Source organism: Streptomyces sp. NPDC031100 (assembly GCF_055570785.1).
Genome location: NZ_JBVIGN010000010.1, coordinates 285,628 through 302,942, shown reverse-complemented (window position 1 = coordinate 302,942; position 17,315 = coordinate 285,628). Strand labels below are relative to the sequence as shown.

Annotated in this window: 15 protein-coding genes and 1 tRNA gene; 6 read left to right on the top strand and 10 right to left on the bottom strand. The window is 68.7% G+C overall.

Annotated elements, in window-relative coordinates; translation table 11 throughout:
• Window positions 1-51 precede the first annotated feature (51 nt).
• The 10 genes from ACZ5DS_RS27905 to dnaA all read right to left on the bottom strand — a co-directional run bounded on the left by ACZ5DS_RS27905 (window position 52) and on the right by dnaA (window position 13,322).
• Complete coding sequence (locus ACZ5DS_RS27905) at window positions 52-321, bottom strand: hypothetical protein (RefSeq protein WP_468243583.1); 270 nt, start codon at window positions 319-321, stop codon at window positions 52-54.
• 163 nt (window positions 322-484) lie between these two features.
• Window positions 485-558: transfer RNA gene (locus ACZ5DS_RS27900), tRNA-Ile, on the bottom strand.
• A gap of 112 nt (window positions 559-670) precedes the next feature.
• Window positions 671-1,402 carry a DUF3566 domain-containing protein gene (locus ACZ5DS_RS27895; RefSeq protein WP_468243581.1) on the bottom strand — a complete coding sequence of 244 codons (732 nt, stop codon included), beginning with the start codon at window positions 1,400-1,402 and terminating at the stop codon, window positions 671-673.
• Window positions 1,403-1,420: 18 nt separating this feature from the next.
• Window positions 1,421-4,018 carry a DNA gyrase subunit A gene (gene gyrA, locus ACZ5DS_RS27890; protein ID WP_468243579.1) on the bottom strand — a complete coding sequence of 866 codons (2,598 nt, stop codon included), beginning with the start codon at window positions 4,016-4,018 and terminating at the stop codon, window positions 1,421-1,423.
• Window positions 4,019-4,060: 42 nt separating this feature from the next.
• Window positions 4,061-6,130, bottom strand: coding sequence for a DNA topoisomerase (ATP-hydrolyzing) subunit B (gyrB, locus tag ACZ5DS_RS27885; RefSeq protein ID WP_468243576.1), 2,070 nt, complete (start codon window positions 6,128-6,130; stop codon window positions 4,061-4,063).
• A 352-nt stretch (window positions 6,131-6,482) separates the two neighbouring features.
• Window positions 6,483-7,055: a DciA family protein gene (locus tag ACZ5DS_RS27880; RefSeq protein WP_468243574.1), complete on the bottom strand. Its 573-nt coding sequence runs from the start codon at window positions 7,053-7,055 to the stop codon at window positions 6,483-6,485.
• Window positions 7,052-8,173 (bottom strand): DNA replication/repair protein RecF, encoded by a 1,122-nt coding sequence (recF, locus tag ACZ5DS_RS27875; RefSeq protein ID WP_468243571.1) that lies wholly within the window; start codon window positions 8,171-8,173, stop codon window positions 7,052-7,054. The genes ACZ5DS_RS27880 and recF overlap by 4 nt, the downstream gene beginning before the upstream one ends.
• A 79-nt stretch (window positions 8,174-8,252) precedes the next feature.
• On the bottom strand, window positions 8,253-9,128 hold the full coding sequence (gene gnd, locus ACZ5DS_RS27870; protein ID WP_468243569.1) for a phosphogluconate dehydrogenase (NAD(+)-dependent, decarboxylating): 876 nt from the start codon (window positions 9,126-9,128) through the stop codon (window positions 8,253-8,255).
• Window positions 9,129-9,305: 177 nt separating this feature from the next.
• The gene (dnaN, locus tag ACZ5DS_RS27865; RefSeq protein WP_468243567.1) at window positions 9,306-10,436 is read right to left on the bottom strand and encodes a DNA polymerase III subunit beta; all 1,131 of its coding nucleotides are present in this window, start codon (window positions 10,434-10,436) and stop codon (window positions 9,306-9,308) included.
• Between the two features lie 894 nt (window positions 10,437-11,330).
• Window positions 11,331-13,322: a chromosomal replication initiator protein DnaA gene (gene dnaA, locus ACZ5DS_RS27860; protein ID WP_468243565.1), complete on the bottom strand. Its 1,992-nt coding sequence runs from the start codon at window positions 13,320-13,322 to the stop codon at window positions 11,331-11,333.
• 398 nt (window positions 13,323-13,720) lie between these two features.
• Between dnaA and rpmH the strand changes: the two genes are divergently transcribed.
• The 6 genes from rpmH (at window position 13,721) to rsmG (ending at window position 17,254) form a co-directional block, all read left to right on the top strand.
• A complete protein-coding gene (rpmH, locus tag ACZ5DS_RS27855) occupies window positions 13,721-13,858 on the top strand; it encodes a 50S ribosomal protein L34 (protein ID WP_015659252.1) in 138 nt (45 codons plus the stop codon).
• A gap of 21 nt (window positions 13,859-13,879) precedes the next feature.
• Entirely contained in the window at window positions 13,880-14,251 is a 372-nt protein-coding gene (rnpA, locus tag ACZ5DS_RS27850; protein ID WP_468243562.1) for a ribonuclease P protein component, read from the top strand.
• Window positions 14,248-14,613 carry a membrane protein insertion efficiency factor YidD gene (gene yidD, locus ACZ5DS_RS27845; RefSeq protein WP_468243560.1) on the top strand — a complete coding sequence of 122 codons (366 nt, stop codon included), beginning with the start codon at window positions 14,248-14,250 and terminating at the stop codon, window positions 14,611-14,613. Before rnpA ends, yidD begins: the two co-directional genes overlap by 4 nt.
• 3 nt (window positions 14,614-14,616) lie before the next feature.
• Window positions 14,617-15,891 carry a membrane protein insertase YidC gene (gene yidC / locus ACZ5DS_RS27840; RefSeq protein WP_468243558.1) on the top strand — a complete coding sequence of 425 codons (1,275 nt, stop codon included), beginning with the start codon at window positions 14,617-14,619 and terminating at the stop codon, window positions 15,889-15,891.
• A gap of 15 nt (window positions 15,892-15,906) precedes the next feature.
• Window positions 15,907-16,419, top strand: coding sequence for a Jag family protein (locus tag ACZ5DS_RS27835; RefSeq protein ID WP_468243556.1), 513 nt, complete (start codon window positions 15,907-15,909; stop codon window positions 16,417-16,419).
• Window positions 16,420-16,537: 118 nt separating this feature from the next.
• Complete coding sequence (gene rsmG / locus ACZ5DS_RS27830) at window positions 16,538-17,254, top strand: 16S rRNA (guanine(527)-N(7))-methyltransferase RsmG (RefSeq protein WP_468243554.1); 717 nt, start codon at window positions 16,538-16,540, stop codon at window positions 17,252-17,254.
• The last annotated feature ends 61 nt before the right edge of the window (window positions 17,255-17,315 follow it).

Genomic DNA, 17,315 nt, shown 5'->3' with positions numbered 1-17,315 from the left:
CGTGAAGCGGAATCCCCCGGCCCCGCTTGGGGCCGGAGGAGCCCAGCCTGCCTACGCGTGGCCGGAGTAGTAGGGCGAGCAGGTCGCATTGAGCCCCTTGACCATGCACAGCCGCATCTTGATCGGCGTGCCTTCCTTCAGGTCGCCGGTCTTCCAGGGGCTGGTGTACCGGGCCTCGTGCCCTCGCGTCGTCGCGACGCGGTCGGGGTTCTGGATGATGGCCTCCGCCCCCCCAGCCGTCCGCGAGGCTGTCGATCGCCCGCACGGCGTCACCCGGGTCGTCGCCGAAGGGGTCGGCCTGCCATTGGGCCAGGCCGGCATAGCTGCCGTCGTGGTAGGCCGCGACACCGAACGAGCCGCCACCGTAGTCGAAGTACTTGAAGGTGTAGTCCCCGTCCGCCGCCGAGGCCGAGCCCGCGCCGACGGTGACGGTCCCCCCATGCCGAAGACCCCCGATCCATCCGGACTGGGGGTCTTCATACTGTGGGGCTAACAGGATTTGAACCTGTGGCCTCATCCTTATCAGGGATGCGCTCTAACCAACTGAGCTATAGCCCCGCCGCGCTCTGCGGTGTGTGTCCCGCGCGCTGACTCCTGAAGATTAGCGCACGAGGGGGGCAGTCCCAAAATCGGTTGTCGGGGGACTGTCAGGAGAGCCCGGCAGGTGGGGTCACTCGTCCTCCGCCAGCGTCAGCTCGACGCCGCCGACGAAGCCCGCGGAGAGGTTGTAGATGAACGCGCCGAGGGTGGCCAGCGCCGTCGCGAGGACGACGTCGATCACCGCGATGATCGTCGTGAACATCAGCACGTGCGGGAGCGAGAGGAAGGCCTGGAGGTCGAAGCCGTTCGCCTCGTTGGAGCCGGTCGCCTCCGAGATCGTGCCGCCGACCGTCGAGAACACGCCCATCGCGTCCATGACCATCCACAGCACCGCCGAGGCGACGATCGTGCAGATGCCGAGCGCGATGGAGAGCAGGAAGCTGACCTTCATGACCGACCACGGATCGGCCTTGGCGACGCGCAGCCGGGCCTTGCGGGTGCGCGGGGCGGTCTTCGCGCCCGTGCGCGGCCGGCGTACGGCGCCGGTCGGGGGCTGCGCCGGATAGGCCTGCGGCGGGTGGTAGGGCCCGGCGGGCTGTTCGGAGCGCCGCTCGCCGGGCAGCGGGGACGCCGGCTGCCCCTCGGCCGGGCCCTGCTGGGTCTGCGGGCCTCGGGTGTCCGTCACAGTTCCCCCCTGGGATCCATGCGTGTCGGGCGAAGGCGAGGCGGCCGGGCCCGCCTCGATCTTGCGCAGCTGGGTCGTGTGCGGGTCCGCCGCATGCGCGGCGGAGCCACGGCCGCCGCCGTCCGCTCCCGTACCCGTAGAGGTACCGGCCGATCCGGCGCCCGTGGCTCCGCTCACGATGACTCACTCCTCGTGCTACTCGGCCGAGGGCGCCTCACCCTCGTCCGTGCCGGTGGTCGCGGCACCCTCGGCGGTCTCGTCCACGGCCACGTCGCCGTCGACTTCCTCCGCCTCGCGTCCCGCCTCGGCGTTGCGTGCGATACCGACCACGGCATCGCGCTTGCCCAGGTTGATCAGTTGGACGCCCATGGTGTCACGGCCCGTCTCCCTGACCTCGTTGACTCGCGTACGAATCACACCGCCGCCGAGCGTGATCGCGAGGATCTCGTCGTTCTCCTCGACAATCAGCGCGCCGACGAGAGAACCGCGGTCCTCCACGATCTTGGCGGCCTTGATGCCGAGGCCGCCGCGACCCTGGACGCGGTACTCGTCGACAGCGGTCCGCTTCGCGTACCCGCCGTCCGTCGCAGTGAACACGAACGTACCGGGTCGAACAACATTCATCGAGAGGAGCTCGTCGCTCTCGCGGAAGCTCATCCCCTTGACGCCGGAGGTGGCTCGGCCCATCGGGCGCAGGGTGTCGTCCGAAGCGGTGAACCTGATCGACTGGGCCTTCTTGCTGATCAGAAGCAGATCGTCATCGGCCGAGACCAGCTCGGCGCCGATCAGCTCGTCGTCCGAGCCGTCCTCGCGCTCGCGCAGGTTGATCGCGATCACACCGCCGGAACGGGGCGAATCGTAATCCTTCAGAGGCGTCTTCTTGACCAGACCGGCCTTCGTGGCCAGGACCAGGTACGGCGCCGCCTCGTAGTCGCGGATCGCGAGGATCTCGGCGATCGCCTCGTCCGGCTGGAAGGCGAGCAGGTTCGCCACGTGCTGCCCGCGCGCGTCCCGGCCGGCGTCCGGAAGCTCGTACGCCTTCGCCCGGTACACCCGGCCCTTGTTGGTGAAGAACAGCAGCCAGTGGTGCGTGGTGGAGACGAAGAAGTGGTCGACGATGTCGTCTTCCTTCAGCTTCGTACCACGCACGCCCTTGCCGCCGCGCTTCTGCGCCCGGTAGTCGTCCGTCTTCGTCCGCTTGACGTAGCCGCCGCGCGTGACGGTGACGACGATGTCCTCCTCGGCGATCAGGTCCTCGATGGACATGTCGCCCTCGTACGGGATCAGCTTGGTCGCGCGGTCGTCGCCGTACTTCTCGACGATCGCGGCCAGCTCCTCGCTGACGATCCCGCGCTGGCGGACCGGGGAGGCGAGGATCGCGTTGTACTCGGTGATCTTCGCCTGGAGTTCGTCGTGCTCCTGGACGATCTTCTGCCGCTCCAGGGCCGCCAGGCGCCGCAGCTGCATCTCGAGGATCGCGTTGGCCTGGATCTCGTCGATCTCCAGGAGGTCCATCAGGCCGCTGCGCGCGATCTCGACGGTGTCACTGCGCCGGATCAGTGCGATGACCTCGTCGATCGCGTCCAGGGCCTTGAGGAGACCCCGGAGGATGTGCGCGCGCTCCTCCGCCTTGCGCAGGCGGAAGCGCGTACGGCGGACGATGACCTCGATCTGGTGCGTCACCCAGTGGCGGATGAACGCGTCCAGGGAGAGGGTGCGCGGCACGCCGTCGACCAGCGCCAGCATGTTGGCGCCGAAGTTCGTCTGCAGGTCGGTGTGCTTGTACAGGTTGTTCAGGACGACCTTGGCGACCGCGTCCCGCTTGAGGACGATCACCAGGCGCTGACCCGTACGGGACGACGTCTCGTCGCGGACGTCCGCGATGCCGCCGATCTTGCCGTCCTTCACCAGGTCGGCGATCTTCTGCGCCAGGTTGTCCGGGTTCACCTGGTACGGCAGCTCGGTGACCACCAGGCACTGGCGGTTCTGGATCTCCTCGACCTCGACCACCGCGCGCATCGTGATGGAGCCGCGGCCGGTGCGGTAGGCCTCCTCGATGCCCTTGCGGCCCACCACCAGGGCGCCGGTCGGGAAGTCCGGGCCCTTGATGCGCTCGATCAGGGCGTCCAGGAGCTCCTCGTGCGAGGCCTCCGGGTTCTCCAGGTACCACTGGGCGCCGGCCGCGACCTCGCGCAGGTTGTGCGGCGGGATGTTGGTCGCCATGCCGACCGCGATACCGGCCGAGCCGTTGATCAGCAGGTTCGGGAAACGGGAGGGCAGGACGGTCGGCTCCTGGGAGCGGCCGTCGTAGTTGTCCGTGAAGTCGACGGTCTCCTCGTCGATGTCGCGGACCATCTCCATCGACAGCGGCGCCATCTTGCACTCGGTGTAGCGCATGGCCGCCGCCGGGTCGTTGCCCGGAGAGCCGAAGTTGCCGTTGGAGTCCACCAGCGGCATCCGCATCGACCACGGCTGGGCGAGGCGCACCAGCGCGTCGTAGATCGAGGAGTCGCCGTGCGGGTGGTAGTTGCCCATGACGTCGCCGACGACACGGGCGCACTTGTAGAAGCCGCGCTCGGGGCGGTAGCCGCCGTCGTACATCGCGTACAGCACGCGGCGGTGGACGGGCTTGAGGCCGTCCCGGACGTCGGGCAGCGCACGGGACACGATGACGGACATCGCGTAGTCCAGGTACGAGCGCTGCATCTCCGTCTCGAGCCCGACGGGCTCGACGCGCAGGACGGTCTCGCCGCCTTCGGTCTCAGGAGTCTGCGGAGTGTTCTCGTCGGCCATTGCTGGTGAAGATCCTTCCCTGTGCGGTCAGCTGAGACCGACTCAGATGTCGAGGAAGCGGACGTCCTTGGCGTTTCGCTGGATGAACTGGCGGCGGGCCTCGACGTCCTCGCCCATCAGGACCGAGAACAGGTCGTCGGCCTGGGCGGCGTCGTCCAGGGTGACCTGGCCGAGGACACGGTGCTCCTGGTCCATGGTCGTCACGCGCAGCTCCTCGGCGTTCATCTCGCCGAGGCCCTTGAAGCGCTGGATCGAGTCCTCCTTGACGCGCTTGCCGCGCTGACGGCCCATCTCCAGCAGCGCGTCGCGCTCGCGGTCGGAGTACGCGTACTCGACCTCGTCCCGGCCCCACTTGATCTTGTAGAGCGGGGGGCGGGAGAGGAACACGTGCCCGGCCTCGACCAGCGGCCGCATGAAGCGGAACAGGAAGGTCAGCAGCAGGGTGTTGATGTGCTGGCCGTCGACGTCGGCGTCCGCCATCAAGATGATCTTGTGATAGCGGAGCTTCTCGATGTCGAAGTCCTCGTGCACACCCGTGCCGAACGCGGAGATCAGCGCCTGGATCTCCTGGTTCTGCAGGATCTTGTCGATCCGGGCCTTCTCCACGTTGAGGATCTTGCCGCGGATCGGGAGGATCGCCTGGTACTGCGGGTTGCGGCCGGACTTGGCCGAGCCGCCGGCGGAGTCACCCTCGACGATGAAGATCTCGCACTTGATGGGGTCGTTGGACTGGCAGTCCGACAGCTTGCCGGGCAGGGACGCCGTCTCCAGCAGGCCCTTGCGGCGGGTGAGGTCGCGGGCCTTGCGGGCCGCCACGCGCGCGGTGGCCGCCTGGATGCCCTTGCGGACGATGTCCGCGGCCTCGACCGGGTTGCGGTCCAGCCAGTCGTTCAGGTGCTCGTAGACCGCCTTCTGCACGAAGGTCTTGGCCTCCGTGTTGCCCAGCTTGGTCTTCGTCTGGCCCTCGAACTGCGGCTCGCTCAGCTTGACCGAGATGATCGCGGTCAGACCCTCACGGATGTCGTCACCGGTGAGGTTGTCGTCCTTCTCGCGCAGCAGCTTCTTGTCGCGCGCGTACTTGTTGATCAGGCTCGTGAGGGCCGCGCGGAAGCCCTCCTCGTGCGTACCGCCCTCATGGGTGTGGATGATGTTGGCGAACGAGTACACACCCTCGCTGTAGCCGCTGTTCCACTGCATCGCGACCTCGAGGGACAGGCTCTTGTCCTTGTCCTCGGCCTCCAGGTCGATGACGGTGGCGTGCACCGCGTCTCCCTTGCGGGAGTTGAGGTACTTCACGAAGTCGACGATGCCGCCCTCGTAGTGGTACGTGACGGTCTTGACCTCGTCCTTCTCGTCCGCACCCGCCTCGTCCGCCCCGGCGGTGGCCTTCGCCGACTCGCGCTCGTCGGTGAGTTTGATCGTCAAACCCTTGTTGAGGAACGCCATCTCCTGGAAGCGCCGCGACAGCGTCTCGAAGGAGTACTCGGTCGTCTCGAAGATGTCCGGGTCGGCCCAGAAGGTGACCGAGGTACCGGTCTCGTCCGTCGCCTCGTGCTGGTCGAGCGGGGCCGTCGGGACGCCGAGCTTGTAGTCCTGCGTCCAGCGGTGGCCGTCGGTCCTGATCTCGACGGCGACCTTCGTGGACAGCGCGTTCACGACGGACACACCCACACCGTGCAGACCGCCGGAGACGGCGTAGCCGCCGCCGCCGAACTTGCCGCCCGCGTGCAGCACGGTCAGCACGACCTCGACGGCCGGCTTGCCCTCGGAGGGCACGATGCCCACCGGGATGCCTCGGCCGTTGTCGACGACGCGCACGCCGCCGTCGGCGAGGATCGTCACGTCGATGGTGTCCGCGTAGCCGGCCAGCGCCTCGTCGACCGAGTTGTCGACGACCTCGTACACCAGGTGGTGCAGACCGCGCTCACCGGTGGAGCCGATGTACATGCCGGGCCGCTTGCGGACCGCGTCCAGCCCTTCGAGCACGGTGATGGCGCTGGCGTCGTAGGAAGCGGAGGCCGCGGCCTCGCCGCTCACGCCGGCGTCGGTGGACGGGATGTTCTCGTTGGGGTTGCCGGAATCGGCCACGAAGCGCCCTTTCTGGCACAGCACGAGCCGGGCTCGTCGGCGGGTTGCCGGAGCGGCTGCGGCATGTTGCGTTGGTAAGCCTTGATCAGCGTTGCTCAGCTTTTCCCGGACGGTCCCCACGATTGGGGCGGGATTGGGCTCCAGTCTACCGGTAGCGCCGACAGTCATGGGGGTTTGCCGGTACCTGAGTCCCCATGTGCCGCCCTCAACCGGTCTCGGCCGGGTCCCGATATACGGAAGGGGGCTCCAAGCGGCTCACAGCGCCACTCAGCGCTTCGGGCCGTCAACCCTTGGCTACTGGGGGGTCAGCTGGTGATCGACACCGGGACACGGGGGTACGACGGCACGCCGTATCACCCCCAGGACGTGAGGTACGTCACCCGTAGGTGTCGCCGGGACCTGCGCTCCCCGGAGCGCGCAGCGGGCCGTAGCGCCGGGCCGGGCCACCGGGGCCGTTGACCTTGATCAGCCGGACCGTGCCATGACCGAGGTCCTCGTTGAGCCGCGCCACCAGCGTCGGGGCCAGCAGCCGCAGCTGGGTCGCCCACGCCGTCGAGTCGCACTGCACGGACAGCACCCGCTCGTCCTCGTCGTAGCGCTGCGGCACGCAGTGCTTGGCCAGGTCCTCGCCGACGATCTGCGGCCAGCGGCCCATGACGCCGCCCACCGCGGCCGGGGTCTCCCAGCCGCGCTCGTTGATCAGCCGGTTGATCGCGGAACCGAGCGCCATCGGGTCGCGGCCGTCGGCACGCGCGCCGGAGCGCAGGCCGCCGCCCCGCCGGGCCTGCTTCTTCTGCCGTGCCGCGTCCCCGCGCGCGCGTGCCTGCTCCTTCGCGGCGCGCAACGCCACGCGCGCGAGGTCGACACCGGAGGGCTCCGGAGACTTCTCCGGGCCCTGCGGGTTCTGTGCGTTCTGCGGCTTCCTGGGGGTGGGTTCGTCGGTGCTCATACGCGCTCCACCGTCCCGTCGGCCACCGCATAGCGCGCGCCGGTCAGCACGTCCGGTACGTCGTCGTCCACAGCGGCGGTGACCAGCACCTGCTCGCCGGGCGCGACCAGCTCGGCCAGCCGCTCCCGGCGGCGGGCGTCCAGCTCGGCGAACACGTCGTCCAGGACCAGCACCGGCTCGTTGCCCTCCGCGCGCAGCAGGTCGTACGAGGCCAGGCGCAGGGCGAGGGCGTAGGACCAGGACTCGCCGTGGGAGGCGTAGCCCTTGGCGGGCAGCTGACCGAGTTTGAGAATCACATCGTCCCGATGAGGGCCTACGAGGGTCACGCCCCGCTCGATCTCCTGCTTGCGCGCCTCCGTCAGGGCCGCCATCAGCTGGGCGTAGAGATCCTCGCGCGTGTGCGCCTCACCCGGCGCGGACGGCTTGTACTCCAGCGTGATCGGACCGCCGCCCGGGGCCAGCTGCTCGTAGGCCTTGTCGGCCAGCGGCTGCAGCGCCGCGATCAGGTCCAGGCGCTGGGCGAGCAGCTCGGCGCCCGCGCGCGCGAGGTGCTGGTCCCACACGTCGAGGGTGGACAGGTCCATGGACCGGCCGCCGTGCCTGCGGGCCAGCGCGGCCGTCTTGAGGAGCGTGTTGCGCTGCTTGAGCACCCGCTCGTAGTCGGAGCGCACACCCGCCATGCGCGGGGAGCGCGCGGTGATCAGCTCGTCCAGGAACCGGCGCCGCTCACCGGGATCGCCCTTGACCAGCGCAAGATCCTCGGGCGCGAACAGCACGGTCCGTACGATGCCGAGGATGTCCCTCGGCCTGGCCTGCGAGGATCTGTTGATGCGGGCGCGGTTGGCCTTGCCGGGGTTGAGCTCCAGCTCGACCAGCTGCTGCCGTTCGCCCTGCCTGACCTGCGCCCGGATGACGGCCCGGTCGGCGCCCATGCGGACCAGGGGGGCGTCGGAGGCGACGCGGTGGCTGCCGAGGGTGGCCAGATAGCCGACCGCCTCGACCAGATTCGTCTTGCCCTGCCCGTTGGGGCCGACGAAGGCGGTGACGCCCGGGTCGAGCGGGACCTCGACCCGGGCGTACGAGCGGAAGTCGGCCAGCGAAAGATGCGTGACGTGCATGGTCGTTTCGCCGGCCTTCCCCAGAGTGCTGATGGGCTGTGGATCGCGAGGCGACCCGGTGGATCCGTGGATCCGTGGATTACTTCTTCTCTACGGCGTGGCCGCCGAACTGGTTGCGCAGCGCGGCGATCATCTTCATCTGCGGCGAGTCCTCCTGGCGGGAGGCGAACCGCGCGAACAGCGACGCGGTGATCGCGGGAAGCGGCACCGCGTTGTCGATGGCGGCTTCCACAGTCCAGCGTCCCTCACCGGAGTCCTGTGCATAACCGCGCAGCTCGTCGAGGTGCTCGTCCTCGTCCAGCGCGTTCACCGCGAGGTCGAGCAGCCAGGAACGGATGACCGTGCCCTCCTGCCAGGAGCGGAAGACCTCGCGGACGTTCTCCACGGAGTCGACCTTCTCCAGCAGCTCCCAGCCCTCGGCGTAGGCCTGCATCATCGCGTACTCGATGCCGTTGTGGACCATCTTCGCGAAGTGGCCCGCGCCGACCCTGCCGGCGTGCACCGAGCCGAAGTCGCCCTCCGGCTTCAGCGCGTCGAAGATCGGCTGCACCTTGGCGACGTTCTCGGCGTCGCCGCCGTACATCAGCGCGTACCCGTTCTCCAGGCCCCAGACGCCGCCCGAGACACCGCAGTCGACGAAGCCTATGCCCTTGGCGGCCAGCTCCTCGGCGTGCTTCTCGTCGTCCGTCCAGCGGGAGTTGCCGCCGTCCACGACCACGTCACCGGGCTCCAGCAGCTCGGCCAGCTGGTCGATCGTCGTCTGGGTGGGCTCGCCGGCCGGGACCATGACCCAGACCACGCGCGGGCCGTTGAGCTTGCCCACAAGCTCTTCCAGGCTGTGGACGTCCGCGAGGTCCGCGTTGCGGTCGTATCCGATGACGGTGTGGCCCGCGCGGCGGATCCGCTCGCGCATGTTGCCGCCCATCTTGCCGAGGCCGACGAGACCGAGCTCCATCAGTTGGTTCCTTAGGTTGCTGTGTGGCATGAGGGGCACCTGCGTACCCGGTCCGAGCCTAGCCGCGGCCCCTCATGCACAGCTGTGGGCATACGCGCTCATGCGTAGCCCCTCACCTGCGGTTCCTTCCACAGGCCGGTGCGTTTCTCCACCGCCCTGTGGATGACCGACGGCCGCTCAGCCGCTCAGCCGCACCGGCATGATCAGGTACTTGTACGCCTCGTCCGCCTCCGCATCCACCGCCGGCTTCCCGCTGAGCAGCGCCGGCTTCGTGGACGTCGTGAACGACAGCTGAGCCACCGGAGAGTCGATCGCGCTCAGACCGTCCAGCAGGAACGTCGGGTTGAAGGCGATCGAGATGTCGTCGCCCTCCAGCTGGGCGTCAACCCTTTCCACAGCCTGTGCATCGTCACTGGAGCCGGCCTCCAGGATCAGCACGCCCTGCTCGAAGCTGAGCCGCACCGGGGTGTTCCGCTCCGCGACCAGGGCCACACGCTTGACGGCCTCCACGAAGGGGGCGGTCTCGATCACGGCCACGGAGTTGAACTCGGTCGGGAACAGCGTGCGGTACTTCGGCAGGTCGCCCTCGAGCAGCCGCGTGGTCGTACGCCGGCCCGCGCCCTCGAAACCGATCAGGCCCTCGCCCGCGCCCGAACCGGACAGCGCCAGCGTGACGCTGTCACCCGCGCCGAGCGACTTGGCGGTGTCCAGCAGCGTCTTCGCCGGGACCAGGGCGACCGCGGAGGCGTCCGGGTTCTCCGGCTTCCACAGGAACTCGCGGACCGCGAACCGGTAGCGGTCGGTGGAGGCGAGGGTGACCGTGTCGCCCTCGATCTCGATGCGCACACCGGTGAGGACGGGCAGCGTGTCGTCGCGGCCGGCGGCGATGGCCACCTGGGACACGGCGGCCGCGAAGACCTCGCCGGGGACGGTGCCCGTGGCGTTCGGCATCTGCGGCAGCGACGGGTACTCCTCCACAGGCAGGGTGTGGAGGGTGAATCGCGAGGAGCCGCAGACCACGGTCGCCCGTACACCGTCTGTGGAAATCTCCACCGGGCGGTTGGGGAGAGCGCGGGAGATGTCGGCGAGCAGGCGGCCGGAGACGAGGACCGTGCCCTCCTCATCGACCTCGGCCTCGACGCTCACCTTCGCGGAGACCTCGTAGTCGAAGCTCGACAGGCTCAGCTGGCCGTCCTCGGCCTTCAGCAGGAGGCCGGCGAGGACAGGCGCCGGCGGACGGGCCGGGAGGCTGCGTGCAGCCCACGCCACTGCCTCCGCGAGTACGTCGCGTTCCACCCGGATCTTCACCGTAAGCCGCCTCCTGCTGTTGCTTCTGAGTCCTCCGACTCGGTGTCACCGCCCACTGCGAAGGGAAGGACACCGGGGACCAGTCTGACGCACCGCACTGACAGTAGGTGCCTGTCGGGGTCAAGTCGCTCCGAGGGGCGGCCGGGCTCGAGAGAGCGAGTTGTGCACAGGTCCCGCTTCGAAACGGATTCCCAGCTCTCTCTAGTCGGGAGTAGTAGTAGGGCCTGTGGATACCGTGGATAACCACGTTTGCCCAGCTCAGAGCGGGAATTTTGTCCACTGGCCCTGTGGGTGGAGGCGGTGGACAACCAGGGGTCTCTGTGGAGAACGGAAAGTTCTGCACACACCGCCCACAGCTCGAGGGCAGTTCTCCCCAGCTGCGTCCCCAGGTTTACCCACGTTTCCCACACCCCAACCCGGCAGCTTCGTGTGACGCCTTTCACTCGACACGGTGAGGAGGTGCGTCGCGTTGCCGAACAGTGGACAGCCATGTGGAGAAGCCGCCGATCGCTGGGGACAACCGGCCCCAGCCTGTGGGCTGCCCGTGGACAACTTCGTGCACAGCCTGTGGATCTCCGCTTTGTCCACAGTCTGTGGAGATCGTTCGTCCACGATTCCACAGGCAGCTGAGCTGGGCGGACGCCGCTTCCCCAGGCTCCCTGTGGATGCAGTTCGGGACAACTCCGCAGTCCCCAGGATGTGGACGGAAGAAAGTCATCGAATCTGTGGAGAGTGGCCGTAACCAGGCACTTAATCGAACACCGGGTGACCGGGGAGGGGCGGCGACGGGCCGTCTCCAGGTCGCGATGAAGGCTGCCGGCGGCCGTCAGGGACGCGAAAAAGGCGCCCCTGGGATCTCCCAGGGGCGCCCTCAGTGCCGTCCAGCGGCCGCTGTCAGCCGTTCTTGATGCGGTTCGTCAGCTCGGTCACCTGGTTGTAGATCGAGCGCCGCTCGGCCATCAGCGCGCGGATCTTGCGGTCGGCGTGCATGACGGTGGTGTGGTCGCGGTTGCCGAACTGCGCGCCGATCTTGGGCAGCGACAGGTCGGTCAGCTCCCGGCACAGGTACATGGCGATCTGGCGGGCCGTGACCAGCGCGCGGCCGCGCGAGGTGCCGCACAGGTCCTCCACCGTCAGCCCGAAGTACTGGGCGGTCTCGGCCATGATCGCGCTCGCCGTGATCTCCGGCGCCGCGTCCTCGCCGCCGGGGATCAGGTCCTTCAGGACGATCTCGGTCAGGCCCAGGTCCACCGGCTGCCGGTTGAGCGAGGCGAACGCCGTCACCCGGATCAGCGCGCCCTCCAGCTCACGGATGTTCCGCGAGATACGGGAGGCGATGAACTCCAGTACCTCCGGCGGGGCGTTGAGCTGCTCCTGCACCGCCTTCTTGCGCAGGATCGCGATGCGCGTCTCCAGCTCGGGCGGCTGGACGTCGGTGATCAGACCCCACTCGAAACGGTTCCGCAGCCGGTCCTCCAGCGTGACCAGCTGCTTGGGCGGCCGGTCGCTGGAGAGCACGATCTGCTTGTTGGCGTTGTGGAGCGTGTTGAAGGTGTGGAAGAACTCCTCCTGCGTCGACTCCTTGTCCGCGAGGAACTGGATGTCGTCCACAAGAAGGATGTCCATCTCGCGGTACCGCTTGCGGAAGCTGTCGCCCTTGCCGTCGCGGATGGAGTTGATGAACTCGTTGGTGAACTCCTCCGAGCTGACGTACCGCACGCGCGTGCCCGGGTAGAGGCTTCGCGCGTAGTGCCCGATCGCGTGCAGCAGGTGCGTCTTGCCGAGCCCCGACTCCCCGTAGATGAACAGGGGGTTGTACGCCTTCGCCGGCGCCTCGGCGACAGCCACCGCGGCCGCGTGCGCGAACCGGTTGGAGGCGCCGATGACGAACGTGTCGAAGAGGTACTTCGGGTTCAGCCGCGCGGTCGGCTCACCGTGACCGCTCGCCGGCGCGGGCTTGGCACCCATCGGACCGGGCCCGCCGCTCCCGCCGGGCGAGGGCAGGTCCGGGCGGGCGGGGCCGCCGCGGTGCACCGGGCCGGCGCCGGGCGGCTGCTCGGACAGCTCACGGCGGACGGGGTCGCGCTGGTCGTACTCGGCGCGCGGAGCGTCGTAATCCGGGCGGTCGTAGTCGGAACGCTCCGGCCGGTCGTAGTCGGAGCGGTCGTAGTCCGCGCGCGGGGCGTCGTACTCGCCGCGCTTCTGGTCGTACGACGGGCGCTCCATGCCCTGCGAGCGGTAGTCCTGGGACGGCGGGCGGTAGGTGTCCTGCCCCGAGGAGCCGTAGCCGTCCTGCGACGGCGAGGCGTACGGGTCGCGCTCGGGGAAGCCGAGGCGCGGCTGTTGCCAGCTGTACTCGTCCTGTCCGGGCCGCGGCCAGGCGCCGGGCTCGGGCCGCTGGTACTCGGAGGGATACGCGGGGCGGGCGGTGGGGAGCTGGTCTGCCCGGGAGGTCGGCGGCTGGTCCCCGCGGGCTGCGGGCTCGCCGCCCGGGAGCTGGTCGGCGCCACGATGCCGGCCGTAGCCCTCGTACGGCGCGGAGGGCAGCTCCGGCTCCTCGTAGCGAGGCTGCGGCGGGGAGGCGGGGGCCTGCGGGGCCGACGGCTCGCCCGCGGAGTCGTCCACGGTGATCGCGATGCGGATGGGGCGGCCGCACTCGCGGCTCAGGGTCTCGCTGACGATCGGCGCGAGACGGCCCTCCAGTACGCCTTTCGCGAATTCGTTCGGTACGGCGAGCAGAGCGGTGTCCGCGACCAGCGCGAGGGGCTGGCAGCGCCGGATCCAGTGCTCGTCCTTCACCTCGACACCCTGTCCGCGGCCCTCGCCCAGGAGCTGTTCGAGTACTCGTGGCCACACTGCGGCAAGATCGGCAGGTACGTCAGCCACAGGGCACGCTCTCTCACAGGTCCCACGAACGTGTGGTTGTGGGACGGGTCGGGATGGAATCCGGGATGGGTCGGCGGGGGCAATCCCGCTCGGGAGGGGATAAGGGAACGAATCGGAGTCCAGCCACGGTAGTCAGCCCGGCGGGTACGGTTCAAGTTGTTGTCCCCAGCCTGTGGATAGTGTCTCCCGGTGACCCCTGGTTTGACCGGATGGCGTAGCCGCGCGTACCGTAACCAGGTCGAGTTGTCGATGGCTGCTGCCGCCTGCCTCCGATGGGCACAGGTCACTTCAGGTGATCGGGAAGCGGTGCACTCGGGCGTGACGCGAGCTACTCGTGGGCGCACGGTGACAGCCAGGACGGCACCCCGCCAACTACCGATTCTTTCTGGAGCCCCCGAGTGAGCAAGCGCACCTTCCAGCCGAACAACCGTCGTCGCGCGAAGACCCACGGCTTCCGCCTGCGGATGCGCACCCGTGCCGGCCGCGCGATTCTCGCGAACCGTCGTGCCAAGGGTCGCGCCAGCCTGTCCGCCTGATCCCGATCAGGTCATGACGTCGTGCTGCCTACCGAGCATCGGCTGAGGCGGCGCGAGGACTTCGCGACCGCGGTACGACGGGGTCGTCGGGCAGGCCGCCCGACTCTCGTCGTCCACCTTCGTAGCGGTGCCACGGACCCGCACGCGCCAGGGGAGAGCGCTCCCCCGACGCGTGCGGGTTTCGTCGTGAGCAAGGCCGTGGGTGGAGCGGTCGTGCGCAACACAGTGAAGCGCAGACTGCGCCACCTGATGCGTGAGCGAGTCGCCCTGTTTCCCCCCGGTAGCCTGGTAGTCGTACGAGCGCTGCCCGGAGCGGGCGACGCAGACCACGCACAGCTGGCCCGAGACCTGGATGCCGCCCTGGAGCGGCTGCTGGGAGGGGGCGCGCGATGAAGTACCCGCTGCTGGCTCTGATCAAGCTGTACCAGTGGACGATCAGTCCATTGCTGGGGCCGGTGTGCAAGTACTACCCGTCGTGCTCCCACTACGGCTACACGGCCATCGACCGGCACGGTGCGATCAAGGGAACGGCTCTGACCGCCTGGCGCATCCTCCGGTGCAATCCGTGGTCGCTCGGCGGTGTGGACCATGTTCCGCCGCGCAAGCGCCCGCGGTGGCACGAAATGCTGCGCAACGCTTGGCGCGCACGCAAGGGCGGGACCTACGCCGCCGAACCGGCCACCGGGGAGAAGCCTCGTTCCGAGCTTCCCCCGAGCCCGGCCGCAGAGACCTCGTCCCATGCCCAAGGAGCATGATTAGTGGACACGATTGCCAGCCTCTTCAGCTTCATCACGACACCTGTCTCCTGGGTCATCGTCCAGTTCCATACGGTGTACGGCGCCATCTTCGGCCCCGACACCGGGTGGGCCTGGGGCCTGTCGATCGTGTCCCTCGTGATCCTGATCCGTATCTGCCTGATCCCGCTCTTCGTGAAGCAGATCAAGGCGACCCGGGCCATGCAGACGCTCCAGCCCGAGATGAAGAAGATCCAGGAGCGCTACAAGAACGACAAGCAGCGTCAGTCCGAAGAGATGATGAAGCTGTACAAGGAGTCGGGCACCAACCCGCTCTCCTCGTGCCTTCCCATCTTGGCGCAGTCCCCGTTCTTCTTCGCCCTGTACCACGTGCTCAACGGCATCGCGTCGGGCAAGACCATCGGCGTCATCAACGACTCGCTGCTGGCCAGCGCCCGTAAGGCGCACATCTTCGGGGCGCCGCTCGCGGCGAAGTTCAAGGACGGCTCCGCCACCGTCCACGCCCTGGGTGCCACGGTCACCGACGTGCGGGTCGTCACCGCCGTCATGATCGTCCTGATGTCGGCGTCGCAGTTCTATACGCAGCGCCAGCTGATGACGAAGAACGTCGACACCACGGTGAAGACGCCGTTCATGCAGCAGCAGAAGATGCTGATGTACGTCTTCCCCGTCATGTTCGCCGTCTTCGGTATCAACTTCCCGGTCGGTGTCCTCGTCTACTGGCTGACCACCAACGTGTGGACCATGGGCCAGCAGATGTACGTCATCCACAACAACCCGACCCCGGGTTCCAAGGCTCAGGCCGCCTACCTGGAGCGCCTCACCAAGCACGTCACGCACCACGGCAAGATCCGTCGCCGGAGCGAGAAGACCATCGTCAAGGCGATCGTCGCCAAGGGCCGTGACCGCAACGAGTTCGAGCGCAAGTTCATCAACGGACTGAACAAGGCGGGCCTCGCGGCCCAGGCCGACGGCACCGTGGTGAAGAGCGAGGCCCAGGCCGTGGCGCAGACCGAGGACGGTACGACCACCGCCACCGCCACCGCCGCGCGGCGTCAGCAGCCCAAGCGTCAGACCAAGGCCCAGCGCCAGTCCGGGCCCAAGCAGGCGGGCGACGCCACGTCGACCACCTCCCTGGAGAAGTCGGACGAGCCGCAGGACGACAGGCCTGCCGCCGCCAAGCAGCCCCAGAAGCCCGGCTCCGGCACCCGCAGCAAGGCCCAGTCCGGCCAGCGCAAGGGTGGCCCGCAGCGGCCCAAGTCCCCGTCCAAGAAGTAAGAAGGAGCCCATCCCGTGACGGAAGGCACCACCTCCGCCGCTGCCGAGGGTGCAGACACCCTCACCCGCCTGGAGCAGGAGGGTGAGATCGCGGCGGACTACCTGGAGGGTCTGCTCGACATCGCCGACCTCGACGGCGACATCGACATGGACGTCGAGGCCGACCGGGCCTCCGTGTCGATCATCAGCGACACCGGCAGCCGGGACCTGCAGAAGCTGGTCGGCCGGGACGGCGAGGTGCTGGAGGCACTTCAGGAGCTGACACGTCTGGCCGTGCACCGGGAGACCGGCGACCGCAGTCGGCTGATGCTGGACATCGCGGGCTACCGGTCCAAGAAGCGCACCGAGCTGTCCGAGCTGGGCGCCAAGGCCGCCGCCGAGGTCAAGAACACCGGCGAGCCCGTGAAGCTCAAGCCCATGACCCCCTTCGAGCGCAAGGTCGTGCACGACGCGGTCAAGGCCGCCGGACTGCGCAGTGAGTCCGAGGGCGAGGAGCCGCAGCGGTTCGTCGTCGTGCTTCCCGCCTGATCGGACCCCTCACGTTTCACCGGCCCCGTCTGCCCGCAGACGGGGCCGAACTTTGTCAGCCTGGTAGTTCTGGTGGCCGGTGCGCGAAGCCCCGGCGCTGTACGGAAGGACGGTCCCCGTGACGGAGGCAGCGGAGCTTCCCCCCGCGCCCGAACAGGCGCGGGAAGTGTTTGGTGATCGCTTCGCCGATGCGGTCCGCTATGCGGAGCTGCTCGCCGAGGCGGGCGTGCAGCGTGGCCTGATCGGCCCGCGTGAGGTGCCGCGTCTATGGGAGCGGCACCTGCTGAACTGCGCGGTCCTCTCCGAGGCGGTCCCGGAGGGGGTGACGGTGTGCGACGTGGGCTCGGGCGCCGGCCTGCCGGGCATTCCGCTGGCCCTGGTCCGGGAGGACCTGAACATCACCCTGCTGGAGCCCTTGCTGCGGCGCACGAACTTCCTCACCGAGGTCGTCGAGCTGCTGGGCCTGGACCACGTCACCGTGGTGCGCGGCCGGGCCGAGGAGGTCATGGGCAAGCTGCCGCCGGTCCATGTGGTGACCGCGCGTGCCGTGGCTCCGCTGGACCGCCTGGCCACCTGGGGCATTCCGCTGCTGCGCCCCTACGGCGAGATGCTCGCGCTCAAGGGGGACACCGCCGAGGAGGAGCTGAAGGCGGCGGCCACCGCGCTCGCCAAGCTCGGCGCGGTGTCGACGTCCATCCTGCATGTGGGCGAGGGCGTGGTGGATCCCCCCTCCACGGTCGTGCGCGTCGAGGTGGGAGAGAGCCCGGGCGGTGTGCGCTTCGCGGCCAAGCGGGCAAAAGCGGCCCGTGCGGGGCGGGCCCGGCGGCGTCGTTGAGATGTGTGATGAACGTCTCTGATCCGTCCTGACGACGAGACGTACTCCACACAAGCTGCCA

Excerpts from the sequence above, each read along its gene's own strand:
- recF (WP_468243571.1), bottom strand. The coding sequence starts at position 8,173 with ATGCACGTCACGCATCTTTCGCTGGCCGACTTCCGCTCGTACGCCCGG.
- ACZ5DS_RS27880 (WP_468243574.1), bottom strand. The coding sequence starts at position 7,055 with ATGAGCACCGACGAACCCACCCCCAGGAAGCCGCAGAACGCACAGAAC.
- gnd (WP_468243569.1), bottom strand. The coding sequence starts at position 9,128 with ATGGAGCTCGGTCTCGTCGGCCTCGGCAAGATGGGCGGCAACATGCGC.
- yidD (WP_468243560.1), top strand. The coding sequence starts at position 14,248 with ATGAAGTACCCGCTGCTGGCTCTGATCAAGCTGTACCAGTGGACGATC.
- gyrA (WP_468243579.1), bottom strand. The coding sequence starts at position 4,018 with ATGGCCGACGAGAACACTCCGCAGACTCCTGAGACCGAAGGCGGCGAG.
- ACZ5DS_RS27905 (WP_468243583.1), bottom strand. The coding sequence starts at position 321 with ATGCCGGCCTGGCCCAATGGCAGGCCGACCCCTTCGGCGACGACCCGG.